The organism is Tautonia plasticadhaerens (assembly GCF_007752535.1).
GTDB classification, from domain to species: domain Bacteria; phylum Planctomycetota; class Planctomycetia; order Isosphaerales; family Isosphaeraceae; genus Tautonia; species Tautonia plasticadhaerens.
In genome coordinates, this window is the sequence record NZ_CP036426.1 from 6766086 (window position 1) to 6790331 (window position 24246).

The 24246-nt window shown below is 68.1% G+C and carries 24 protein-coding genes and 1 tRNA gene; 15 read left to right on the top strand and 10 right to left on the bottom strand.

Annotated elements, in window-relative coordinates:
- The first annotated feature begins 7 nt into the window (after positions 1–7).
- From pglZ to ElP_RS27000, 7 genes are all read left to right on the top strand, one after another.
- Complete coding sequence (pglZ, locus tag ElP_RS26970) at positions 8–2626, top strand: BREX-1 system phosphatase PglZ type A (RefSeq protein ID WP_145275556.1); 2619 nt, start codon at positions 8–10, stop codon at positions 2624–2626.
- On the top strand, positions 2616–4670 hold the full coding sequence (gene brxL / locus ElP_RS26975) for a protease Lon-related BREX system protein BrxL (RefSeq protein WP_197446405.1): 2055 nt from the start codon (positions 2616–2618) through the stop codon (positions 4668–4670). The genes pglZ and brxL overlap by 11 nt, the downstream gene beginning before the upstream one ends.
- A gap of 178 nt (positions 4671–4848) precedes the next feature.
- Positions 4849–5103, top strand: coding sequence for a hypothetical protein (locus ElP_RS26980; RefSeq protein WP_145275558.1), 255 nt, complete (start codon positions 4849–4851; stop codon positions 5101–5103).
- 190 nt (positions 5104–5293) lie between these two features.
- Positions 5294–5461 carry a hypothetical protein gene (locus ElP_RS26985; protein ID WP_197446406.1) on the top strand — a complete coding sequence of 56 codons (168 nt, stop codon included), beginning with the start codon at positions 5294–5296 and terminating at the stop codon, positions 5459–5461.
- A 65-nt stretch (positions 5462–5526) separates the two neighbouring features.
- Positions 5527–6933: a hypothetical protein gene (locus ElP_RS26990; RefSeq protein WP_145275560.1), complete on the top strand. Its 1407-nt coding sequence runs from the start codon at positions 5527–5529 to the stop codon at positions 6931–6933.
- Positions 6934–6974: 41 nt separating this feature from the next.
- Positions 6975–7589: a class I SAM-dependent methyltransferase gene (locus ElP_RS26995; protein ID WP_145275561.1), complete on the top strand. Its 615-nt coding sequence runs from the start codon at positions 6975–6977 to the stop codon at positions 7587–7589.
- A 208-nt stretch (positions 7590–7797) separates the two neighbouring features.
- On the top strand, positions 7798–9147 hold the full coding sequence (locus tag ElP_RS27000; RefSeq protein ID WP_145275563.1) for a PcfJ domain-containing protein: 1350 nt from the start codon (positions 7798–7800) through the stop codon (positions 9145–9147).
- Positions 9148–9167: 20 nt separating this feature from the next.
- Here ElP_RS27000 and ElP_RS38740 read toward each other — a convergent pair whose 3' ends face one another.
- Positions 9168–9335, bottom strand: coding sequence for a hypothetical protein (locus ElP_RS38740; RefSeq protein ID WP_197446407.1), 168 nt, complete (start codon positions 9333–9335; stop codon positions 9168–9170).
- A gap of 219 nt (positions 9336–9554) precedes the next feature.
- On the opposite strand from ElP_RS38740, the gene ElP_RS27005 reads away from it, so the two are divergent.
- From ElP_RS27005 to ElP_RS27015, 3 genes are all read left to right on the top strand, one after another.
- Complete coding sequence (locus ElP_RS27005; RefSeq protein WP_145275565.1) at positions 9555–9890, top strand: TfoX/Sxy family protein; 336 nt, start codon at positions 9555–9557, stop codon at positions 9888–9890.
- Positions 9891–9958: 68 nt separating this feature from the next.
- A complete protein-coding gene (locus ElP_RS27010) occupies positions 9959–10741 on the top strand; it encodes a plasmid pRiA4b ORF-3 family protein (protein WP_145275567.1) in 783 nt (260 codons plus the stop codon).
- A gap of 11 nt (positions 10742–10752) precedes the next feature.
- Positions 10753–11340, top strand: coding sequence for an alpha/beta fold hydrolase (locus tag ElP_RS27015; RefSeq protein WP_145275569.1), 588 nt, complete (start codon positions 10753–10755; stop codon positions 11338–11340).
- On the opposite strand, the gene ElP_RS27020 is transcribed toward ElP_RS27015, so the two are convergent.
- From ElP_RS27020 to ElP_RS27030, 3 genes are all read right to left on the bottom strand, one after another.
- On the bottom strand, positions 11298–11981 hold the full coding sequence (locus ElP_RS27020) for a hypothetical protein (RefSeq protein ID WP_145275571.1): 684 nt from the start codon (positions 11979–11981) through the stop codon (positions 11298–11300). The two genes, ElP_RS27015 and ElP_RS27020, sit on opposite strands and share 43 nt — an antisense overlap.
- Before the next feature lie 1103 nt (positions 11982–13084).
- The gene (locus tag ElP_RS27025) at positions 13085–13513 is read right to left on the bottom strand and encodes a ribosomal maturation YjgA family protein (protein WP_145275573.1); all 429 of its coding nucleotides are present in this window, start codon (positions 13511–13513) and stop codon (positions 13085–13087) included.
- Positions 13510–14334 (bottom strand): MBL fold metallo-hydrolase, encoded by an 825-nt coding sequence (locus tag ElP_RS27030; RefSeq protein WP_145275575.1) that lies wholly within the window; start codon positions 14332–14334, stop codon positions 13510–13512. The genes ElP_RS27025 and ElP_RS27030 overlap by 4 nt, the downstream gene beginning before the upstream one ends.
- Positions 14335–14494: 160 nt before the next feature.
- Here ElP_RS27030 and ElP_RS27035 point away from each other — a divergent pair, with 160 nt between their 5' ends.
- From ElP_RS27035 to ElP_RS27050, 4 genes are all read left to right on the top strand, one after another.
- Positions 14495–14740 (top strand): hypothetical protein, encoded by a 246-nt coding sequence (locus tag ElP_RS27035; RefSeq protein WP_145275577.1) that lies wholly within the window; start codon positions 14495–14497, stop codon positions 14738–14740.
- 212 nt (positions 14741–14952) lie between these two features.
- Entirely contained in the window at positions 14953–15159 is a 207-nt protein-coding gene (locus ElP_RS27040; protein WP_145275579.1) for a hypothetical protein, read from the top strand.
- A gap of 39 nt (positions 15160–15198) precedes the next feature.
- On the top strand, positions 15199–15426 hold the full coding sequence (locus ElP_RS27045) for an OsmC family protein (RefSeq protein ID WP_197446408.1): 228 nt from the start codon (positions 15199–15201) through the stop codon (positions 15424–15426).
- A 701-nt stretch (positions 15427–16127) separates the two neighbouring features.
- Positions 16128–16574: a helix-turn-helix domain-containing protein gene (locus tag ElP_RS27050; RefSeq protein ID WP_145275583.1), complete on the top strand. Its 447-nt coding sequence runs from the start codon at positions 16128–16130 to the stop codon at positions 16572–16574.
- A 65-nt stretch (positions 16575–16639) separates the two neighbouring features.
- Here ElP_RS27050 and ElP_RS27055 read toward each other — a convergent pair whose 3' ends face one another.
- From ElP_RS27055 to ElP_RS27075, 5 genes are all read right to left on the bottom strand, one after another.
- Complete coding sequence (locus ElP_RS27055; RefSeq protein WP_145275585.1) at positions 16640–17875, bottom strand: tyrosine-type recombinase/integrase; 1236 nt, start codon at positions 17873–17875, stop codon at positions 16640–16642.
- Positions 17876–18009: 134 nt separating this feature from the next.
- Positions 18010–18083: transfer RNA gene (locus tag ElP_RS27060), tRNA-Arg, on the bottom strand.
- Between the two features lie 142 nt (positions 18084–18225).
- Complete coding sequence (locus ElP_RS27065) at positions 18226–19506, bottom strand: lactonase family protein (protein WP_145275587.1); 1281 nt, start codon at positions 19504–19506, stop codon at positions 18226–18228.
- Positions 19507–19955: 449 nt separating this feature from the next.
- On the bottom strand, positions 19956–20756 hold the full coding sequence (locus ElP_RS27070) for a M90 family metallopeptidase (protein WP_145275589.1): 801 nt from the start codon (positions 20754–20756) through the stop codon (positions 19956–19958).
- 115 nt (positions 20757–20871) lie between these two features.
- Positions 20872–21159, bottom strand: coding sequence for a hypothetical protein (locus ElP_RS27075; protein ID WP_145275591.1), 288 nt, complete (start codon positions 21157–21159; stop codon positions 20872–20874).
- 206 nt (positions 21160–21365) lie between these two features.
- Here ElP_RS27075 and ElP_RS27080 point away from each other — a divergent pair, with 206 nt between their 5' ends.
- Positions 21366–23192, top strand: coding sequence for a glycoside hydrolase family 2 protein (locus ElP_RS27080; RefSeq protein WP_145275593.1), 1827 nt, complete (start codon positions 21366–21368; stop codon positions 23190–23192).
- A 240-nt stretch (positions 23193–23432) separates the two neighbouring features.
- Here ElP_RS27080 and ElP_RS27085 read toward each other — a convergent pair whose 3' ends face one another.
- Positions 23433–23699: a hypothetical protein gene (locus tag ElP_RS27085; RefSeq protein WP_145275595.1), complete on the bottom strand. Its 267-nt coding sequence runs from the start codon at positions 23697–23699 to the stop codon at positions 23433–23435.
- Between the last annotated feature and the right edge of the window lie 547 nt (positions 23700–24246).

A 24246-nucleotide genomic window follows, 5' to 3' on the forward strand; every position in this document is an offset into this window, starting at 1 on the left:
GTAACCTATGAGCGACCTGGACCAGATCACCGCTGCCCTGGAGCGCCTCTTCGAGGAGGAGGGACACCGTGTCGTCTTCTGGAACGACCCCGAGGGAGAGTTCCAGACCACCCTCCGGCTGCTCGAACTCGACGGCGTGACCAAGCTGGAACTGGACCGGATCGGGGCGCTGGAGGCCAAGGTCCGCATCGAGCGGGAGGAACCCGAAGGCAAGTTCCTGCTCTACTCGCCCGCCGAGGAGCCCGACTACGAGGACGACTGGCTCCTCGACATCCGCCTCTACAGCCGCAGCTTCCGGGCCGACCGCCCCTCGATCCTGCTCCAGCAACTCGGATTGCACAACCAGGGCCTCCGGCTCCACCTCGCCGAACGCCGCAAGTTCCTCGACAGCAAGGAGCGCCTCGGGCGCCTCAAGGCCCTCGTCGCCCCCGACGACACGGCCGCCGACCTCGACCGCAAGATGATGGCCGTCGTCGCCAGGGCCGACCAGCCCGAATTGTTCAACATCGTCCGCACCGTCTTCCACGCCTGGACCGAGGCCGGCGACGACGTGGACCTCGACCGCCCGCCCGACTGCTGGGCCCAGATGGAGAAGTTCGACCTCGACGCCCCCTTCTGGCAGATGGTCCGGGCCACCTTCGGCTACCACGAGGAGGGCCCCAGCCCGAAGAACCTCCTGCTGCGATTGATGCTCACCGACTACGCCCACCGCCTCAAGGCCGACGTGCCCCAGGCCCTCCGTTCCCTCCTCCTCCCGAGCACGGGCTGGCCCAACGCCGTCGTCTGCCTGGCCCAGTGGCGCGACAGCAGCAGCCGGGGCAGCAGCTACGACCGGCTCTCGGCCGAGGCGGCGACGGTCCTGAAGGTCGAGGAGCACCTGCCGGGGCTGGATGTCGAGCATCTCGGCGACGTGATGACCTTCCTCTGCGTGGAGAAACGCATCGCCAGTTGCCTGCGGGAGCGGGTCCAGTCCACCGCCGAGACCATCGACGCCGACGCGATCCGGGCCGTCGCCCGCCGCCGGCAGGCCGGGCACTGGGCCTCGACGGCGGTCGCCGGCTCCCCGGCCGCCCCCCGCCGGGCGCTGCACGCCGTCTACGACGCCCTGGTGGCCGCCGCCGAGTTCTTCGACCTCCGGAACCGCCACCAGGCCGGCTTCGACTACCCGGACGCCGGGGCCCTCTACCGGGCCTACGAGACGGAGCTTCACCGCTTCGACCAGCTTTACCGACTCTTCTGCGAGGCCGCCGACCTGGCCGAGTCCGAGGGCTGGAACATCCTCAAGGAACTGCGGGCGGCCCTGGAGTCCTGCTACGTCAACTGGTACCTGACAGCCCTGGCCCTGGCCTGGGGCCGCTTCCTGGAGCCCCCCGGCGGCCTTCTCGGCAGGTGGCGGATCGACTTCCTCCCGAACCAGCACGAATTCTACGTCCGGCACGTCCTGCCCTGGGTCGAGGAGGCCGAGAACCGCCGGGCCTTCGTGATCATCAGCGATGCCTTCCGCTACGAGGCGGCCCGGGAACTGGCCGCCGAACTCAACGGCCGGTACCGCTTCGAGGCCACGCTTTCCTCCCAGCTTGGCGTCCTGCCGTCGTACACGGCCCTGGGCATGGCCGCCCTCCTGCCGCACGGGTCCCTGGCCTACAAGGACAAGGACGTGCTGGTGGACGGCAGGCCGAGCGGCGCCGGCGACCGGGACGCGATCCTCAAGGCCGTGGGCGGCATGGCGTGCAAGGCCGACGAACTGCTGGCCAAGAAGAAGGACGAGGGGCGGGAGTTCGTCCGGGACAGCCGGGTCGTCTACATCTACCACAACAAGGTCGACGCCACCGGCGACGACGCCAAGACCGAGGGAGAGACCTTCCAGGCCGTGCGGCAGGCCATCGACGCGCTCGCCGCCCTGGTCGGCTACGTCGTCAACAACCTCAACGGCCACTACGTCGTCGTGACCGCCGACCACGGCTTCCTCTTCACCGAGACCATGCCCGGGGAGACCGACCGGAGCAAGCTCGGAGACCGCCCCGAGGGCACGGTCCTCGCCAAGAAGCGGTACCTCCTGGGGAGGAATCTCCCCGACCAACCTGCGGTGTATCATGGTCGTACGCAGGCCACGGCGGGGGCCGAGGGCGACATGGAGTTCTGGGTGCCCAAGGGGGCCAACCGCTTCCATTTCGTCGGGGGCGCCCGGTTCATCCACGGCGGGGCCATGCCCCAGGAGGTCGTCGTCCCCGTGCTGACCGTCCGGCACGTCCGGGGCAAGGCGGCCCAGGAGACCAAGGCCCGGCCCGTCTCGGTGCAAGTCCTGGGCGGCAGCCACCGGATCACCACCGCCCGGCACCGCTTCCAGTTGCTCCAGATGGAGCCGGTCGGCGATCGGGTCAGGCCGGTCACCCTGAAGGTGGCCGTCTACGAGGGCGAGGAGCCGGTGACCAACGTCGAGTCGGTGACCTTCGACAGTGCCTCCGGGGACATGGACGAGCGGAAGAAGTGGGTGCAACTGGTCTTGCAGGAGCGGCCCTACAATAAGAAGACGCCCTACCGGCTCGTGCTGCGGGACGCCGAGACGGGCATCGAGCAGCAGGGCGTGGGCGTGACCATCGACCGGGCCTTCACCGATGACTTCTGACGCCGACGACAGGGCGATCGGCCCCGACCTGGACGACCTGCTTACCCGGCACTTCCCGGGCAAGGTCGTCCGCAAGGACCTGACCAAGCTGGTCAAGGAGGGGGCCAACGTCCCCGTCTACGTCCTGGAGTACCTGCTCGGGTCGTATTGCGCCTCCAGCGACGAGGCGGTGATCGAGGACGGGCTCAGGACGGTCAAGCGGGTCCTGTCCGAGAACTACGTCCGGCCCGACGAGGCCGAGAAGGTCAAGTCGCTGATCCGGGAGCGGGGCAGCCTGAAGGTCATCGACAAGGTGACCGTGGCGCTCAACGAGCGTCGGGACGTGTACGAGGCCCTGCTGAGCAACCTGGGCGTCAAGGGGATCGAGGTCGGCAGCGGCTACGTCAAGCAGTTCGAGAAGCTGCTGGTCGGCGGAATCTGGTGCATCGCCACGCTGGAGTACTTCTACGAGGAGGACCAGAAGGGCTCGCCGTTCCTGCTGCGTGACCTGAAGCCGATCCAGATGCCGAACATGGACATGGAGGAGTTGTTCGAGGCAAGGCGGGCCTTCACCGAGGGCCAGTGGATCGACGCGCTGCTCCGGTCGACCGGGATGGAGCCGGCGAACTTCGACGAGCGGGTGAAGTGGCACCTGCTGGCCCGGATGGTCCCGCTGATCGAGAACAACTACAACCTCTGCGAACTCGGCCCCCGGGGCACGGGCAAGAGCCACATCTACAAGGAGATCAGCCCGAACAGCATCCTGGTCTCCGGCGGGCAGACGACGGTGGCGAACCTGTTCTACAACATGGCCCGGCGCTCGGTGGGGCTGGTCGGCCTGTGGGACGTGGTGGCCTTCGACGAGGTGGCGGGCATCTCGTTCAAGGACAAGGACGGCGTGCAGATCATGAAGGACTACATGGCGTCGGGCTCCTTCGCCCGGGGCCGGGACTCGATCAACGCCTACGCCTCGATGGTCTTCGTCGGCAACGTCAACCAGCCGGTGGACACGCTGGTCAAGACCAGCCACCTGTTCGCCCCGTTCCCCGAGGCGATGATCGACTCGGCGTTCTTCGACCGCTTCCACGCCTACGTGCCGGGCTGGGAAATCCCCAAGATGCGGCCCGAGTTCTTCACGGACCGCTACGGGCTGATCGTCGACTACCTGGCCGAGTTCCTGCGGGAGATGCGGAAGCGGAACTTCGGCGATGCGATCAGCCGGCACTTCCGGCTGGGCCGGGACCTGAACCAGCGGGACACGATCGCCGTCCGGCACACCGCCTCGGGCCTCCTGAAGCTGCTCTACCCGCACGAGGAGTACGACAAGGAGGCGGTCCGGCGCTGCCTGGAATACGCCCTGGAGGCCCGGAGGCGGGTCAAGGAGCAACTCAAGAAGATCGGCGGCATGGAGTTCTACGATGTCCACTTCAGCTACACCGACCAGGAGACGCTGGAGGAGCGGTTCATCGGCGTCCCCGAGCAGGGCGGCGGCTCGCTGATCCCCGACGGCCCGCTGAGCCCCGGGGTCATGCACACGGTCGCCACGGGGAGCGCCGGCCACCTGGGTCTGTACCGGATCGAGACGCAGGTGACGGCGGGGGGCGGGTCGCTGAAGACCTCGGGGCTGGGCTCCAGCACGGGGGCGAAGGAGGCGATCAAGGTCGGCTTCGACTACTTCAGGGCGAACGCCGGGCGGATCAGCGCCTCGATCAAGGCGGGTGATCACGACTACCACCTGCACGTCGTCGAGTTGCACAACACCGGGGCGACGACGGCGATGACGCTGGCGGCCTTCGTCGCCCTCTGCTCCGGGGTGCTGGGCAGGCCGCTCCAGCCGCAGATGGTCGTCCTGGGCAGCATGAGCCTCGGTGGCAGCATCGTGCCGGTCGAGAACCTCGCCGAGTCGTTGCAGGTGGCCTTCGACGCCGGTGCAAAGCGGGTGCTGCTGCCGATGGCCAGCGTGCGGGACATCCCGACGATCCCCGGCGAGCTATTCGCCAAGTTCCAGACCGGCTTCTACTCGGACCCGTCCGATGCGGTCTTCAAGGCGTTGGGCGTGCAGTGATCCCATCGGCAGGGGAACCTCGTGGCCCGAGACACGGGGCCCGGCCACTGAACATCCGCTTTGACCCGAATACCCGGCATGCCTTATAATGATCGGAGATGTGAGCCGGCGGCGTGGCCCACAGCGTCATCGGTCGATGTGGTGCAGCAGACCGGACCTGCACCAGGAAGGAGCGACAATGGCCGAGGCCACCGAAGGCATCCGTCGTCAGATGCTCTCCGAGATCAACGCCAGGCCGGGGAGCCGGGAGGCGCTCGAAGCCGAGCACGGCCAGGTCTGGGACACCGGCCAACTGACGAGCGAGTTCGAGGTCATCGGGATCAAGGCGCCCTTCGCCAAGGTCCGTCGCCTGAGCGACGGCGTGGTCGGCAGCGTCATGTTCCAGCATTCGCCGAGGTACTTCTTCGGATTCGAGGAGCACAAGGGCCGGTAATCATCCGGGAGGGGCCAACCCCAGGCCGGTTCAACTGGCACCAGCCGACCCTGCTCGACGCGCCGCCGATGGACTTCTACCTTGATGGTGACCTCGGCGGCCCGGAGGTCTGTACGGTATCTCTGGGGCTATCGAGGCCGAGGAACTGCCCTCGCTGCCGGCCCTGGTGGTCCTGGGGAACATCAAGTCGGTGCATTCGCTGGCCGAGCCGCTCCAGATGGCGATGGACAACGGTGCGCGGCGGGCGCTGGTGCCGCTGGAGAACAAGCGGAACTTCCTGGAGATCATCGAGCGGGTCGACCCGGTGTTCTTCTCCGACCCGCTGATGGCGGCATTGAAGGCGCTGGGGATGACGTGACCTCTAGCAAGGCAAGCATTCAATCGAAGTAGCATGAATGGAACACCATTGAGGCAGAAAGACAAATGAGCAAGAAGAAGTCCGAGTCCTACCGACGGATCGGAGCGATGATTGGATCGCCTGGCGATGCTACTGAGGAGCGTCAAGCAATCACTGATACCATACTCAAGTGGAATGCGGCCAACAAAGCCCAAGGGTTATGGGTCGAACCGGTGAAGTGGGAAACGCATTCTACACCCGGCTTAGATGGCCGTCCCCAGGGAATGATCAATGAAGAACTGATCCCTCAGTCCGACTGTCTCATTGCAATCTTTCGGGCGAGAGCGGGAAGTCCGACCGGCAAGGAACTCTCTGGTACCATCGAAGAAATACGTGAGTTCATGAGAGTCGGAAAGTACGTCGTGGTGTACTTTTTCGAAGGCATGGTTCCAATCAAAGGAATTGACCCGGACCAGATTAAGCTGATCCATCAGTTCAAGGAGGAGATTCAGCAGAAGGGCTTGACGGAGAGTTATTCCACGGTCGACGAGTTACAAGCCAAGTTGTCGGTCCAGTTAAGTGGGATTGTCAAAAAGTTGACATCGAGGCCGGCGTCGTCTCGCAAATCCGGTTCGAGTCGGAAAGCCGCACCGACTTCCCAACTATCCATAGCCAACAAGGGCAAGGGGCCGAATAAGACCAAACACTCCAAGGCGCCTAGCTCCTCCACAAGAACGAAAGTGGATTCTTCGGATCGCTGGGCGCTCCTCGGCGATAGTTTCTTGGAGGCGAAAACGGTCCGGCAGAACCGTGATGGGACGATAACGGCCGAGGTTCCCTCTCAATCCGCCGAAGTGGATGCGGCAATGGCTTCGCTTCGCCCTCACCATTATGGAAGGAGCAAGCCCGTTCCCTTCGCACATGGGAATGACGCATGGATTGTTACCGTTCGAGAAGTCGAATCCGTTTCCGAAGGTGGTGAGCAACTCTGGACAGTCGTTCTTGCTCCCGAGCCGGTCGAATATGGCGGCGGGTCCATGGAGATGAGTGTACAAACACAAGGCAAATTATACACGGCAGATGAAATTGCTCGGATGAGGGCCGGGAGAATCCTACTCAATGACCCTCCTCCCTTGGATGACAATAAGAGACCTTCGGGCGATATTGCTATGCTCGAAGAGGCATTTTTGGAGGCGCAGATACGGGGGGTTAGCACCCCCGTCACGGTCAATGACTGCATTATCCAGGTTATCTACAATGAGCAGAGAGGAAAAGGAGTAAACTTTCTGAAGCTCGCTCGTTTGGGAGCCATCTTCATGCTGAAGGCAGGGGGGGTGATCGAACACGTCAGAAAGCTGACGCTAGGTCCTGTCAGGAATGGGAAGGTCCATGTCGAGTTTGTCGGTGTAAGACGAAAGAAGTATGTCAATGCCGATCCAACAATCATCCAGCTTGAGGGAGACTGCGCTCTAGAACAGGGTTCAAAAGATTGAGCCCCGATTGCTCACCGGGCACTACTTTTTGTGATCATGCCATGGGGCTCTACGCCCGCCACATCTTCCCCCGCCTCTGCGACCGGGCGATGCGGCGCCCCGACATGGCGCGGCTCCGGGGCGAGGTCCTGGTCGGCGTGGGCGGGGACGTTCTGGAGATCGGCTTCGGCACGGGCCTGAACCTGGCGTACTACCCCGAGCACGTCCGGCGGATCACCGCCGTCGATCCCAACCCCGGCATGACCGGGCTCGCCCGGCGGCGGATCGCCGGAGCCGGCATCGAGGTGGACCTGCGGGCGCTCGGCGGCGAGGCGTTGCCGTTCGAGGACGAGACATTTGACTGCGTGGTGAGCACCTGGACGCTGTGCAGCATCGCCGAGGTCGGGCGGGCGCTGGGCGAGGTCTACCGGGTACTCCGGCCCGGGGGCCGGTTCCTCTTCCTGGAGCACGGCCTGGGCGACGACCCCGGCGTCCGGCGCTGGCAGCGGCGGCTGACCCCCATCCAGCGGCGGTTGGCCGACGGCTGCCGCCTGGACCTGGATGTCGAGGCTGTGGTCCGGGGCCAGCCCTTCGGGCACGTCGAGGTGGACCGGTTCCTGCTGGAGCGGACACCCAGGCTGCTCGGCTCGATGTACCGGGGCGTGGCGACGAGGTGAGCTGCGGCCTCCCCCCGGGAACGGCGAGGGCTTCGGCGATGAACCGGGGGCGTGCGATTGCGATGGGTTCGCCAACCGGACGGCCCTGACAAACCCGCCATGGCAGTTGCCACGACCGAGGCCGGGCGTGGGAGGCGAACCTCGGATCACCGACGCCTGTCCGATCCCCAAAGGGACCGACGCCGCCCGATGCCATGCCAAGGGGCCGATGGGGAAAACCAAGCCGAGGCGAAAGTCATCCTGGGACCGGGCCCCCGCCCGCAGGGCCGCCGCCGAGGGCGTCCTCCGGCAGGCCAAGCGGCTGCTCAACGACCCGGAGGCGGCCCTCCGGATGCTCGAAGAGGGCCGGGCCGTCCACATGCCGCTCCGCTCCGAGGCGGGCATCGTCGCCGGCCTCTTCGGGGCGATCCGCCGGGGCGACTTCGACCGCTCCCCGGCCCGGCCGGACGCCGAGGCCCTCCGGGACCTGCTGGCATTCTGCCGGCGGGAGACCGACCTGCTGGCCGACCAGGAGGCGTCCCGCTACGCCGCCGCGCTGCTCGCCCTGTCCGCTCGCCGTCGGGACTGGCTGCGGCCCCTCGGGCGGTGGCGGGCACGCAGCCACAACGCCCTGCGGCAGTTCCGCTCGCTGCTCCGGCACCTGACGGCGGCCTATGAGGTCCCGCACTTCCTCGACTCCGCCTGGACGGCCGGGCTGACCCCCGATGCGGTCGTCCAGCAGGGCTGGTATCTGCACGTCGCCCGGGGAAAGAACATCCGGACGGCCGAGGGCCTGCCCTTCCCCCTGACGAAGAAGCAGGCCCACCACTTCCTCCAAGCCCCCGACGACCTGGACATCTCCTCGGCCTTCCGCTGGGCGGTGGTCCGGGACCTCGGCGGCGACGAGCGGCTGGTCCGCTCGATCCTGGCCACGCCGATCGGGACGGACTTCGGCGCCGAGGGGTTCTGGCGGGAGGTCTTGCGGTTCTTCGTCGCCCATCCCGGCCTCGACCCGGTTCACCACGGCCCGATCATCGACTACCTCCGGCACCAGAAGTTCCCGCCCACGAGCCCCGAACGACCGGGGCAGCCGGCCCCATCGCCGCCCAGGCCGAACCTCAGCATGAGGGGGAGGACGCCCGAGTCCCTGCTGCGGGCCGCCGGCGACTGGCACCGGTCGCTCGCCCAAGACCGGAGCATCACGGCCTCGTCCTGGGGGCCGTCCGGCATCCCGCCCTTTGCCTGCGACGACGGCGAGGGCGAGGACATCAGACGGTTCGAGGTCGTCGAACTGCTCACCGCCGAGGACCTGCGGGAGGAGGGCCGGGCGATGCGCCACTGCGTCGGGTCCTATGCCGGGGCCTGCGCCACGGGGAGGTCCTCGATCTGGTCGCTGCGGGAGCGGGTCGAGCCGGGGCGGCTGGCCCGCCGGGCGACGATCGAGGTCGGCAACGAGCGTCGGGAGGTCGTCCAGGTGCGGAGGCGCCTCAACCGGTGGCCGACCGATCGGGAGGTGTCGATCCTGGCCCGGTGGGGGGATGCGGGCGGTCCCAGGCTCTCGGACCGGCTGGTTATCTGAGGATCGACCGGCTTCCGGCGTCACGCCGACTTGCCGTCGACCGGTGTGCCATCACGCCGGTCGACCAGTCCGGCGAGTCGTCCCCGCAGGTCCTTGGCCTCGGCCAGGGTCAGGTCCGGGGAACAGAGCCGCTCCAGCAGCCCGTTCAGGGCCTCGATCCGATTGTCTCGCTCCGACGCACTGCCCATGTCCGCTTCTCGCTCGACCTCGCTCCTGGGCAACTTTGGCCACGGAGAGGAACCGTAGGCCGGCTTCCAGACGGAAGCAACTCGCCGGCACAGGGTTCGCGCTCCCGACGCCTCTCTGGCCGCCCTTCCCCCGGCCGGTCGCATCGGATGGGCAATGGCCTCGGGCAGTCGGTACGATGGCGCCATGAGTCGGCGGGCGAGGCGATCGGGTGATGCACGATGGACGGACACGACTTCAAGGACTTCATCCTGGAGCGCCTGAGCCCCCTGGGCGACCTCTCCCGCAGGGCGATGTTCGGCGGGCACGGGCTCTACTGGCGGGAGTTCATCTTCGGCATCGCCTTCCGGGACCGGCTCTACCTCAAGGTGGACGAGCAGTCGAAGCCTGACTACGTGGCCAGGGGCCTGGAACCGTTCCGGCCCAACGAGCGGCAGACGCTCAAGTCGTACTACGAGGTGCCCCCGGACGTGCTGGACGATCCCGAAGCGTTGCTGTCGTGGGCCGGCGAGGCGATCCGGGCGGCCCAGGCGACCGCCGAAGGCCCCGGTCGGTGATCCCGGCGGCAATTGCCTGAGTTGCAGCTTCGGCCCCCAGGAACCCCCTCGTACGATCGGAGGGATGCATGGCCAGGAAGAAGGTCGAGAAACGGGTCACCAAGTCGGACTTCCTCCGCAAGGCCCTGGACAAGAACCCCGACCTCGACCTCGGGCAGATCAACCGCCGCTGGGCGAAGGCCGGTCACCCGGGCGAGATCAGCAGCGCCCTCTACTACAAGGTCCGGCGCGATCTCGACATCCGGACCGAGTGGACCTGGGCACCGAAGGAGGAGAAGCCGGCCGGGACGAAGTCCCCGCAGGTGACGGGCACCGTCTACCAACTCAAGGTCACGCTCCGGGACATCCGCCCGCCGGTCTGGCGGCGGCTCCAGGTCCCCGACTGCTCGCTGGCGAAGCTCCACGAGGCCATCCAGGTCGCCATGGGCTGGGCGAACTACCACCTCTACTCCTTCGAGGTCGGCGACGAGAGCTACACCGACCCGAGGGGCGCCGCCGAACTCGACATGGAGGACGCCGGCCGGGTGAGGCTCAGCGACATCATCCCCAGGGAGAAGGCCAGGTTTGGCTACACCTACGACTTCGGCGACAACTGGGACCACGAGGTCCTGGTCGAGAAGGTCCTGCCGCCGGGGGAGGGCCTGGCGTACCCGGCCTGCGTGGACGGCAAGCGGGCCTGCCCTCCGGAGGACGTGGGCGGGCCGTGGGGCTACGCCGAGTTTTTCGACGCGATCCGGGACCCGGGGCACGAGCAGCACGAGGAACTGCTGGAGTGGGCCGGCGGGGAGTTCGACCCTGAGGCGTTCGACCTCGAAGGCATCAACAAACAACTGCGGCGGCTGAAGTGCTGAGGGAACCGACCATGAGCGAGCACCAGTCCCGCTGGGTCGAGGTCGAGGGCGGTCGGGTCCATTACCTCGTCGGCGGCCCCGAGGGCGGTCGCCCGGTCGTCCTGCTGCACGGGGCCAGCTTCTCCTCGGCGACCTGGGCCGAGATCGGCACCCTCGATACGCTGGCCGGGGCCGGATACCGGGCCAACGCCGTGGACCTGCCCGGCTACGGCAAGTCGTCGCCGAGCCTGGGCACGTACCGGACCTGGCTGCGTGTCCTGCTGGACCTGCTGAAGGTCGAGAAGCCCGTGGTCGTCTCGCCGTCGATGAGCGGGCGGTTCGCCCTGCCGCTGGTGACGGAAGACCCGGAGCGGGTCGCCGGCTTTGTGGCGGTCGCCCCGGTGGGCATCACGCAGCACCAGGAGATGCTGGATCGGATCACGGCCCCGGTGCTGGCGATCTGGGGCGAGCACGACACGACCGTCCCGCAGGAGCATGCCGACCTGCTGGTCAACTCGGTGAAAAGGGGCCGCAAGGTCGTCATCCCCGGCGGCCTTCTACGCCGAATACATGTTGGTCAGGCGACGTGGAGGGAATCTGGCGTCAACGCCGCCATGTGACGGCGTGCCGACTCCCGGAGGTGGTGAAACATGGGGTCTCGGGCAACCACGGACCACGCCGACAGGCACGCCTCCACGTCCGGCATGAAGTAGGCAAGCCCCTCGGCATGCCCGTCCTCGGTCCAGACAAAGGTGGGAGGCTCACCGGGGCGAGTCCAACGGATGCGGTCCTCGGTGCGGTCGATGACCCAGAGGGCGCCACCTCCCGGCAGGGTGATCGCATCGCTGACCGGGTTGACCTCGTTGACGTAGCGGCGGTAGTGGCGTGCGGCGAGGTCCACGACCTCGACGCGATGTCCGACTTGGCGGGCCAGCCAGGCGTGATATTCGCCCCGATCGAACCCGCCGTTGCTGGCGTCCATCCGGATCAGCCCGGCGCCGGCGGGGTTGGAGGGGTCGGCGACGATCGTCAGCGTTCCGGCCTGGATCATGTAACCGGCGTCCCCCAGGAGGGCGTACCCGGCGACGGCGTAGGCGAGGCACTTGCCGAAGCCGTCGGTCCCGGTGACCTCGCAGACGGCCCGATGGGCGGCCTCGGCGATCTGTGCTTGGTCTGCGGGATAAGGGATCGGGCTGAGGGATGGGATGTTCTTCGTGTGGGGACGCTTCCGGGCGTCCTTCTGAGCGCGGCGGCTCGACATCGCTGTGACTCCGCAGTTGATGAATGTCAGTGGCACCGGACCATCGTGGCCGGCTCGGTCGTTATGGGGGAAAGGAGTTCGAACCGAGGCGCCTTGTGAACGCGCAGAATCCCCTCGCCCCGGGATGGGCTCCGGTGAACGGCGCTCCGGGGCGGTACCCGGATCATTTCGAAATGACGGGAGGTCGATGAGTAATCCTCATCGACCTCGACGACGACCTCCATCCGCACCTCCACCGGCTCCCCTCCCGGCCCGGTGGAGCCGGGTCGGCGGCCCCAGGGGTGGCTAGAATCCTCACGGTGCCGAAAGGCCGAGGAGATCGCAGGGAGGTGGTGCGGGATGCGGGTCGCCATCGGGTGGGACGCCTCAAGTCGGGTTCGTCTCATCGACGGAGCGAACTCCGGCGCCGTGCCCGGGGCGCTTGCCCCCGTCCTGGCCCCGGAGAAAACATCCTCTTCCTCACCTTCTCCCGGTGGCACTTGGCCTGTCAGGCAAGACCCATGGCGGCGAGGTCGAACTCCGGGCAGAGCCGGTCGGAGGGTCGCCCGGCCTACCCCACTTCGGCGGCACCGGGACCCCTGGAGGCCGGGGCGCCCGGAGGCAGCGAGCCCGGATACCCGTAGCTTGATAACGTGTACGACCGAGGGGACCCAACTTTCGTCGGTGCTAATACCAGGGAGGAGTTCTCGATTTTGCAACTCCTGCTGGGTTATCAAGACGGCCCGGTCGTCTGTTCCGCCCATCCCGGCCTGAGCCTCCTAGCCCTAATTGATTAGTGAAGAATTGTTCCATTCCGAATATTGCGGCAAGGATTCCGCCGGGATGGCGGCCTGGAGGAAAGGATTCCTGGCAGCGGGTACACAAAGTTACTACAACGAGACGAGCGTCCTTATCAACTGGTGATGCGGGGAACCCTTAAGTAGCGAACGACCCTCTGGGTTATGAACCACACCTGCCCCCCGAAGTAGCCAAAGCCCAGGGTCGACCGCCGGCCCCTCCGCTCGCATCCACACCGGTTATTAACCCAGCGGGACGTACCCTCGTACCGGGCCGACCTCCAAGGCGAGGACATCAGCGAGTAGCCGGGCCAGTCGGCATTCCGCTCACACCCGACTGATGCCTTTGCTTGAGTACGCCTGCGACCTCCAGATCACCTCGATCCCCGCGCCCAGGCCGACACCGACGACATAGCAGGCCAGGTCGGACCAGAGGAAGCCGTGGCCCAGGGCGAGCCCGCCGAGGGTCGTCCGGCGGATCGTGTCGAGCCAGGGGGCGTGGTACAACTGGCCGACCTCGACCAGGAGCGAGACGAGCAGCGTCAGGGCGGCGACATGCCTCGTCGAGGCCCGGGGCAGGAGCAGGCCGATCCACAGGAACGCCGCCGTCGCCCAGAAGGTGTCCCCGGCGTAGGCCACCACGAAGTCCGGAAAATGGGCAGCGAAGCGCCGGGAGCCGATCCCAAGCACCACTGTCAGGCCGAGCAGGGCGAGACGGATCAGGATAGTTCGCCGATTTCGGGGAGCGGAGTTCATGCCCCGTCACCTTCGGCCCCGATCATCCGCAGGTAGCGATCCGCCGAGCGCCGCACCGCCTCCTTTGCCCCCTCGGGGATCGCCAGGTCGAACATGAACCCGTAGATGCGGTCGAAGGCGTAGGGCTCGACGGCGGCGACGGCCCTCCGGACTGCCCCGGCCGGCAGCGGGATGTAGTTGGGGTACGAGTACATGAAGCTGACGTGGCGGCGGTCCATGCAGACCTGGAGGATGTCGCCCGCCAGCAGCGTCCCTTTGCCATCGGCCCCGGCGGGCCAGTGCAGGACCGTGCCGCCCTCGAAGTGCCCTCCGCAACGGATGAGGGTAATCCCGTCGTGCAACTCCTTGGTCTCCCCGCCCCAGAACTCGATCACCGGGTCGGGCCGCATGACCCACCGCCGGTCGGCGGCATGCAGGTAGATGGGGACGCCGCCGAAGGCCCGGCTCCACTCGACCATCGACGAGTAATAATGCGGGTGCGAGACGGCGATGGCGGCAAGGCCGCCGAGGTCGTTGACCGCCTGGATCGTCGCCTCGTCGACCAGCGGGATGCAGTCCCAGAGGACGTTACCGCCGGGGGATTGGACCAGCAGCGCCCGCTGGCCGATGCCGAACTTCGGCTGGGTGCCGATGCCCGTCAGGCCCGGCTCCTCGGGGCGAATCCGGTTGGTGTGGTCGGCCCGGAGTTGGTCGAGGGTCATCCATCGCTGGCCGTCCCAGCCGAGATACTGGCGCTCGTCCTCGCAGATGGGGCAGCGTTCGGGCTGCTCAGGGGACTCGGCATATTGGGTCCCGCAGGTCGTACAGATGAAGTGGGGCATGGGGCGAGGGCTCCGGGACACGATCCTGACCGGCGGGTCCATCGTCGAACGGGTCAGCGGGGCAAGTCAATCAGGGGCCGACGAACCCGCTGAATCGGGGAACAATCGAGTCAGCCTCCCCGTAGAAGTGGTGTAGAAAGAGACACCACGGGAGGGACGCATGACGACGACCAAGATGACCGACACGGCCCTCTGGCAGCGGAACCTGGCCTCCTTGATCCGCTCGGGCCTGTTCGTGCGGGCGGAAGTCGCCGAGTACCGGGGCCTGTACGCCGTCGTCGGGCTCTACTCCGACGGCTCCCATTCGGCCCCGCTGGCGAAGTATGCCGACCGTCGCCGGGCCGACGACGCCCTGGCGCTGGTCCATCGCATGGCCGACCCCGGCATCCCCGCCGAGGTCAACTGATCCGCCGGCAATCAACGAACTCCGACTCGCCCGCCCCGGTCATCCTGGTCCGGGGGCGGGCGTTCTTCGTTGCGCAGGGCCCTCGGGGCGATCGGCCTGCTTCTTGCTCGAAGGCTGCTCGATCATCATCCCCTCGGCGGCATCCACCGGGGGAGCGATCCCGAGGTGACGATCCTGGTCCCCCGGCCTCGACCACGAAGGGAGCGAGCACCATGGGCGTGGTCCACACGAGCAAGCTGCGGGTCGAGAAGCACGAGGGGCCGCACCGCACCGCCCACCTGGAGGGCTTCGGCGAGCCGATCCCCTTCGGCATCCACGGCGGCATCAAGCACTTCTACGGCCGGAAGTACGGCCGGGAGATCACGGGGCCGGAGTATCCCGCCACGCTGGACTACATCATCGCCGGGGTCGCCGGGTGACTGCTCGGCACCCTTGGGTCCGCACTGGACGTGCGGCAAGTGCCCTCGGCCGAGAACCTGACGGCGGAAGTGGAGGGGGACATCGAGGACGTGAACGGCGTCCTGAAGATCACCGAGATTCGGCTTCGTTACCGGATCAAGGCCCCGGCGGGCAAGCGGGAGGCGATCGAGCGGCTGCTGGGGCAGTACGCCGAGGCGTGCCCGGCGTACCAGAGCGTCAAGGGATGCATCGACTGCTCCTGGACCGCCGAGATCGAGGAGGTCTGAGGGCATTGCTCCTTGGCAGCACCCGGGCTGCCACTACCTGCATGCCCCATCGTTCGGGAGGCGTGACGACCGACTGACCTCGGTTAGGAATCGGGCATCAGCGGTGCGGATGGATGGGTTGCGGAACTCCACGGCGAGGGGGCGTTGGGTTCCAAGCTCCCGGTGCAGGATTCCCTCGCCGAGGTGCCTTCGAGGCCGAGGTCCGATGGGGAGCCATCTTCCCCGACAGGGCCGGCATCCTTCGGTAAATCCCAGACTTGACAGGGACTTCCGGGGCGGATTATCTATTTCGTAGACATCGGACGTTCGGACTTCGACGTGGCCCAAGCAGCCGCATGTGAGCGTCGAGAGGATATCGACGGCTGCCGGTATCCCCCGCCTCGGCGGGAACGCTCGGACCAGCGAGACCCGTCAAGCCCGTATAGCCGCCCGTGAACGTCCCCGTCGCCTCCGCTTGCTCCCAGGGCCAAGACGGCTATCTCGGGTCCGGACAAGCCCAGGACCCGCATCCGTTCCGGGTGCGGAGGTGGGGCTTGCTTGGCATGTCCGGATCGAATTCTCCCGAGGTCCCGTCACGTCATCCTCGTTCGGATCGGTCTCCGGGCGCGTGGTCCGTTCTCTCCGAGCGCCACGACCATGAGGCACGGCGTCTCCTCGTTCGCTACCCCGAGTTGGCGCACATCGGGGCCGAGATCAAGGAGATGGGCCTCGATGCGGAGGTGGCCGTCGATCTCGCCCTTGCCTCCGTTGCCCGGTTCCTCGGGGATCGTTCCGGCCCGGTCCCGGAGCCCGAGGAAGGGACGCTGAAATCCATCGCCGAGTCGGTCGCCCGGATCGAGGACCGGCTTGCCTCGGGCCTGGAACGGCCCCTCGGAGATGCGATTGCACCGCTGGTCGAGCGGCTCTCGAAGATCGAGGGCGACCTCACGGCCCTGACCCAGCAACGAGCCGCCAAGGACTCCTACAGCACCGAGGAGGTTGCCAGGATCGTCGGGAGAAGCGACTACACCGTCAGGGAGTGGTGCCGATACGGTCGCCTCCGGGCCGTGAAGCGGAAATGCGGCCGGGGGCGGTCGGCGGAATGGTCGATCCCCCACGAGGAATTGATGCGATACCGGAACGAGGGCCTCCTGCCCCTGCCCCGGTAATCGGCCGTCGGGAGGACCTCCACGCGAATCGGCGGCCCCGTCGGGCCGGGCCGACCCGCCTCGGATCAGGGCAGCAGCGTCAGGATCGCGCTCCGGAGCGTCGTCGGGAACATGTGGCGATATCGCCTCCGCATCTCCTCGGTCTGGTGCCCGACGAAAGAGTCGATCACCCGCTGATCGACCCCGTGGGACGCCAGGATGCTGATGAAACTGTGCCTGAACACATGCCAGCCCCGGATCGCCCGCCAGCGGCTCCCACGCAGGACGGATTCCAGGCGACCGTCCATCACATCCACGTCGATCGGCCCGCCGTCCGGCCGGCAGAGGGTGGACCGCCCGCCGGGATGCACCCGGAACCATTGGTGCATTGCCTCTGCCAGCCGTGGGTGGAGGTCGACGTGGCGGAAGGTGATCGACTTCCGCTTGTCCCGCTTCTTCTCCCGGACCTTGACCCGCTCGGCCTGGAAGTCGAAATCGTCCCGCTCCGACCGGATGATCTCCGATCGCCTCGCGCCGGTCAGGGCGGCGAACGCGACGGCGGGATAGACCCAGGGTTCGGCATCCTGGCGTCGTACGTGGTCCAGGACGGCGAGCAATTCCGTATCCGTCAGGAAGACCCGGGACCAGAGCGGGCGTGCCTCGTCCTCGGACAGGCCATCCCGCTCGATCCGGGCGGCGATGTCCGCATACGGCAACCACTCCCCGGCGTCCTCCTCCTTCGGCATGTCCACGTCGCCGGGCTTCCACGCCGGGGGCGTCGAGACGGCCCCCAGCTTGACCGCCCACCGCCAGACGTGGCAGAGCGTCTTGAGTTCCTTGCCGACTGTATAGGGCTTGGGCGCCTTCCCGTTCCTCGTCTCGGACAGCCGCTTCTTCGCGTACAGCCGGGCGGCGGGCAGGTCGATGGCGTCGAGGGACTTCTCCCCGCCCAAGACCCGCTCGACGTTGCGGAGGTAGGATCGCTCGACCTTGAGCGTCCCGGCCTCCTTGTTGGCGGGCGGGCTGGCCAGGTAGTCCTCGACGAGCCTCCCGAGGGTCGGTGCGGCGGGGGGAGGGGCTGCGATCCTGGGCTTGGCGGTCAACTTGCCATCGGACAGGACGAACGCGCCGACATCCGCCCCGTCGGGGATCGAGATGCGGCCCCGCTGCAACAGGGCCAGGGTCTCCTCGATCCGCCCGAGGAGGGCGGTGGCCTCCCGCTCATCCCGGGTCTTCAGGCTGCGGTTGAACCGGCGACCGCCGTAGCGGAATTCGACCCGGAAGAATCCCGACCCATCCCGGTCCAGGTAGATCGACGCCAACGTCGTCCCCTCCCATGCGACTGCCCTGCAACGTCCCTATTGTCGCAGAAAGATCGCAGGTGGAAAGGGACAGGGCCCCGACCTCCGAAGAGTGTCGGGGCCCTTAGTTCTTCTGATTCCTGGAGTTAGGTCAGTATGCCCGGCAGGATTTGAACCTGCAACCTTTAGCTCCGGAGGCTAACGCTCTATCCAATTGAGCTACGGGCACCTCGAACTTGTTCTATTGTTCCGATCCGGGACGCCGTGTCAAGGAGTTGCTCGGGAGGTCGGGCGCATTCGGTATCGGCCTGATCGGATGGGTAACGGGCCTGACGGCTCGGTCGGGATGGACGGCCTCGGCCGGGGGTGGGTCAGGGGTTTGAGGCGAGGTCGAGGAAGACGATGCAGGAAGGGTTGCCGACGGGGGCGTAGTGGCCGGAGAATTCCAGGAGCCCGGTCGGGCGATCGATGCGGAAGACGGCGACGGCGTCTCCCCGCTGGTTGCAGCTGTAGAGGAACCGGCCGGTGGGGTCGGTGGAGAGGCTGCGAGGGTAGTCTCCCCGCGTCCACTCCTCACCGAGGTGGGTAAGTTCGCCCGTGGGTCCGACGGAAAAGATGCCGATGCTGTCGTGCAGTCGGTTGCCGGCGTAGACGAATCGGCCGTCGCCGGAGACGAGGATGCCGGAGCAGAAGTTGCTGCCGGCGAACCCGGGGGGGAGGGAGGAGATGGTCTGACGGGAAGCGAGTCGGCCGGTCTCGGCGTCGTAGTCGAACAGGACGATCGTCGAGGCTTCTTCCTGGATGGAGTAGAGCCAGCGGCCCTCGGGGTGGAAGTCGAAGTGCCTCGGCCCATCGCCGGGGGGCAGGGAGGTCGCGTGCGGCTCGTTCGGGATCAGCACGCCCCGGCGGTCGTCGAACCTCCAGGCGAAGATCCGGTCCAGCCCCAGGTCGACGTGGAGCACGAACGCCCCGGAGGGGTCGGGCCGGATCATGTGCGCGTGGGTCTGGTCGTGGCCGCTGAAGGCGAAGCTGCCCGACGGGGCGTTCGTCGCCCGAGTCGGCCCGACCTCCCCGGCGTCCTCCCGGACGTCCGTCGCCTCACCGAGGCGGCCGTCGTCCAGCACCGAGAAGACCGCGACCGAACCGCCGAAGTAGTTGGCCACCAGGAGGAAGCGGCCGGAAGGGTGCAGGCTGACGTAGGTCGGGCCGGCGCCGCCGGAGGGGACCGTGTTCAGGGGCGTCAGGTGCCCGTCGACCGGGTCGATGGAGAAGGCGCTGACCGTGCCTTGACGGTCGTCTCCCACGCGGTCGGTCTCGTTGGCGGAATAGAGGCGGGAGCCGTCGGCGTTCAGCGCGAGGTGGCTGGGGCTGGTCCCCAGCTCGAACACGCCGTCGGGGGTCATCGCGCCGGTTTCGCGATCGACCCGGAAGATGTGGATGCCCCGGCCGTTGCCGGGGGGGAGGTCGACCTGGGTCGGCAGGACGTCCCGCAGGGGGGAGCTGAAGGTGCCGACGTAGGCCATCAGCGGCCCCTCGGCCTCGCCTTGCCCCTGGGCCCGGGCCGGCGAGGGACGGAGGCGAGAGGCCCCCGCCATCGCGAGGCCGGAGACCAGGAACGAGCGTCGGGAAGGCTTCGCGGGGAATTGGATCATCGGTTCGTCCTCGGACTCGCTCTCGGGGAATCCCCCGCCGCCTGCCCGGCCTCGACCGGCACGAACACACTCGATTCGGGTCGGCAGGCCGGGCGACCCGCCGGATGGCCCGGCCTCGAATTCATCGGGCCCGGGGGTCCTCCCCGTCGCCCTCCCGAGATCCCAACGGCTCCCGGTCCGCCGCCGGGGCCCTCGACGACGGTGGTCGGGGCGGGTCGCCCCGGTCCGAAGGCCGGTTGCAATTCGGATGGAAATCGGCCACCGCACCCTCGTCCCTGGATCGACTCCGGGGTCCGGGTCACCGTTCGGCCCGAATGGCCCGCGCCGGCGGACCTCTCCCCGCCCCGTCGTGCGTTGCGCGACGGGTTCGGATGAGGGTGGCCATCGTAGGGGGGTGCCGGGGTGCTCGCAAGCCTCCGGGGCGAGGGGAGGGACGCGGGGGACGGCCCTCAACGGGCCGCCGGCCTGGGTTCGGTGCCGAGGAACCGGTCGGGATCCTGCCGGTAGTAGCCCTTTAGCTCCTCGAAGAGTTCGGGGTGCTCGCGCCTCAGCCGGGCCGGACGCTCGAAGAAGCATTCCGTCGCCACGGCGAAGAACTCGGCGGGGTTGGTCGCGCCGTAGGCGTCCAGGACGCTGGGGACGCCTCTCCCGGCCTCTTGCCGGAGTCGATCGTACTCCGCGCCGAGGACCCGGGCCCAGGTGACATACCGGCTCCGCTGGCCGAGGATCGGGGCGCCGTTGGCCTCGCCGTCCTCCTGGTCGAGCTGATGGGCGAACTCGTGGAGCACGACGTTGTGGCCGTCGTGCAGGTCCAGGGCGCCGGCGAGCACGTCATCCCAGGCGAGCACGACGACTCCGTCCCGCCACGCCTCCCCGAGCCGGGACACCTCCCCCTCCAGCACCATCCCGCCGCCGATCGGTTGCCGGGCGTGGGCGACGTAGGCGCTCGGGTAGACCAGGATCGTCACCAGCCGGTGATACGCCTCGACCTCCCGGTGGAGCAGCAGCACGCAGGCCTGGGCGGCGATCGTGACCCGGATCTCGTCTGTCGGCTCCAGGCCGGCACACCCCTCGAACCGCTTCTCGTCGAGGAAGACCCGGATGAGCCCGCGCAGCTCCCGGCGGTCCTCCTCGGGGAGCCTCGAATCGAGCGGGACGTTCTTGCGGAGGATCGCCTCCCAGGCCTCGGGAAAGGGCTCGGCTCGGAGCCGATCCCGTCGTCGGCTCCGGGACTCGAAGAGGCCGAACATGGCGTTCCTCCGGTGGAAGGGCGGTCGGGCGGGCGGCGGGCCGGCCCGTCGCCTGGCCGATTGTACTCCCATCGACCCCAACCCCGGAGTGGCCGACGGGGCAGGAGGCCCCGGTTCAGGCGGCCCCCCGATCCGCCTCCGGCTCGGCCGAGTAGGCGAGCAGCTCGAGCCTCCGGAACGCCTCGTGCGTCACCTCGAACGGCGAGCCGTTGATCTCCCAGAGCTGCTCGACCACCTCGTCGACGTCCCCCTCGGGTTCCTCCCAGGTGGCGACGAACCGGCCCCCTCCCCGGGGGGTCACCTCCAGGCCGAGGTCGACCAGGAGGCGTTCAATCTCGGCCGACTTGGCCGGGTCGGCGGTGAAGGTCCAGCGGATCATGTCGACGGTCCGGTCCTCGCTCATCGCCCCGCTCCTCCTGCCCCGGGCCGGGGCGAGGGTCGACCGGCCCCCGCCCGGCATCCGGCTTGAAAATGAATCGGCCGGGCCGGGGGGCGACTTCAATCGGGGCCCCGGCCGCTCTCCGGTCGCGGACCTTGCCAAGTCCGGCCGGGGCCGGTATCAACGGTGGTTTCCCCCCTCGCGTCGCCGGAAGGCGAAGGAGTTCAGAGATGCACCCGTCCCTCATCCGATCGGCGTGGCTCGGCCTGGCGATCCTCTCGGCCGCCGCCGAGTCCCCCGCCGACTGGGAGCCGGCCGAGGCCCCGCTGATGACCCGATGGGCCTCGGACGTGGGCCCGGATTCGGCGCTTCCGGAGTATCCCCGCCCCCAAATGGTCCGTGAGCGCTGGCAGAACCTCAACGGGCTCTGGCAGTACGCCATCCGGCCGGGGTCCGAGCCCAGGCCCGAGCGGTTCGACGGCGAGATCCTCGTCCCCTATCCCGTCGAGTCGGCCCTCTCCGGCGTGATGAAGCGCGTCTCCCCGGACGAGGCCCTCTGGTATCTCAGCTCGTTCACCCTGCCGGAAGGCTGGTCGGGGGACCGCGTCCTGCTCCACTTCGGCGCCGCCGACTGGGAGGCCCGGGTCTGGGTCAACGGCGAGCTCGCCGGCGAACACCGGGGTGGCTACGACCCCTTCTCCTTCGAGGTCACCCCCCTGCTCCGGGCGGGGGAGAACGAGCTGGTCGTCCGCGTCTGGGACCCGACGGACCGGGGCTACCAGCCCCGGGGCAAGCAGGTGCTCCAGCCGGAGAGCATCTGGTACACCCCCGTGACCGGCCTCTGGCAGACCGTCTGGCTGGAGCCGGTGGCCGAGGAATTCATCGGTTCCCTGCGGATCGAGCCGGACCTCGACTCCTCGTCGGTCCTCGTCCACGTCGACGCCTCGGAGGAGGGGACCGTCCGCGTCGAGGCGAAGGACGGCGACCGGGTCGTTGGCCAGGGTGAGGGGCGCGTCGGCCGCCCGGTGACGATCGCGATGGAGGACGTGACGCCGTGGTCGCCGGACAACCCGCACCTCTATGACCTGGCCGTCACCCTGGAGCGGGACGGGCGGCCGGTCGATCGGGTCGCCTCCTACTTCGGGATGCGGAAGATCGAGCTGAAGGCGGATGACCAGGGCGTGAACCGACTGTTCCTGAACGACGAGCCGTTGTTCCAGTACGGCCCGCTCGACCAGGGCTGGTGGCCCGACGGGCTCTACACCGCCCCCACCGACGAGGCCCTGAAGTACGACGTGGAGGTGACCAAGCGCCTCGGCTTCAACATGACCCGCAAGCACGTCAAGGTGGAGCCGAGCCGCTGGTATTACTGGTGCGACAAACTCGGCCTGCTCGTCTGGCAGGACATGCCCAGCGGCGACGCCCACCCGGACTGGGTCCGGGAGGTCGACGAGGAGGGGCCCGAGCTGCGACGGTCGGCCGAGTCGGCCCAGGACTTCCGCGTCGAACTGGAGGCGCTGGTCACCGACTTCTTCAACCACCCGTCGATCGTCGTCTGGGTCCCCTTCAACGAGCGCTGGGGCCAGTCCGACACCGCCGAGGCCGTGGCCCAGATCCGTCGACTCGACCCGACCCGGCTGGTCAACAGCGCCAGCGGGGGGAACTTCCTCGGCGTGGGGGACATCCTCGATGTCCACTCCTATCCCGACCCCTCGATGCCCCGGCTCGACCCGTCCATGGCCGTCGTCTGCGGCGAGTTCGGCGGGCTCGGCCTGCCGCTGGAGGGCAACACCTGGCTCGACAAGGGGAACTGGGGCTACCGGACCTTCGAGACGGCCGAGGCCCTGACCGAGGCCTACCTGGAAAAACTGGAGATGCTCCGGCCGATGATCGGACGGGGGCTGGCCGCGGCAGTCTACACGCAGATCACCGACGTGGAGATCGAGGTCAACGGCCTGCTGACCTACGACCGCGCCGTCATCAAGATCGACCCCGACACCCTCGCCGAGGCCAACCGGAGCCTCTACGAGCCCGGCTCCCAGGCCGGAGGGGACTGATCCCGGGGCCCCCGGGATCGCCAGGCACCTCGGGTCCTCCCCGAGGGCCCGCGATCCCTCGGCTGTCCTCGGCTTGCCACCCCGCCCGTCCCGGGTGGCGACGATCCCCGGAGGACGCGTCCCCGATGCCCCCGCGCGACGCCCATCGGCCGTCCGATCGGGGCAGGCCCCGGGGCGGCCATCCCGTCGGCCATCGAGTCCCCGGCCGGTCTCGGCTCGGACGAGTTCCTCGGAGGTCGCTCACTCGGCGACCCGGAGGCGCCCGGAGCAATTCAGCCAGTCCCAGATGTCGTTGCCGTTGGGGATGGCCCAGGCGCCCGGATCGATCGGGATCTCGCCGATCGTCCCGACATCGGGAACGCCCCCGGGGCCTGGGGGTGCGGGGATCGTTGGGGCCTCCATCGCATGGACCAGGAGGGAGGCCGCGGGCCAGATCGCCATCCCGAGCACGGTGAGTGCGGCGAACAGCGGGGGCGACGGTGCGTACCAGGCGATTCGACGGGACATCCTCGACCCTCCGGCGTGCTCGAGACCGATCCATCCACCGCTCGCAGTTCCCGGTTGATTCATGACGGGACACGAGTCCGGCGTGCCGGCCGAGGTTGAAAATCGACGACGATCCCCTCGTCACGGCGGTCAACCAGCACCGGATCGGGCGATCGGGTGGCCGCCTCGGGGATGCGGGAGTACGATAGAGGCTCGACCCGGAGGGCTCGAAGGCGATCCAGAGGCCCCCCGAAGGACTCCCCCGAGGACTCGCGTCTGCGTCGTGCTCGGCCTGCTCGGCTCCCTCGGGGCGCTGGGCCTCTCCCAGGATCGAGGGCCGCAGGGCCCTGAAGTCGAGGTGAAGGATCCGGCTTCGTTCGACGACGGGCGGGGGCGCCCGCTCTACTCGGGCCCGCAGCCCGGCGAGCCCCTCCCCCCCTTCGAGGCGATCGGCGTCCGGGGAGATCGTGACCGCGAGGCGTTCGACCCGACCTCGACGGGGAGGACGCCCCCCAGATCCTCGTCTTCCAGGGGGGCACCGTGGGGCTTCGGGCCGTCCTGGCCCTCA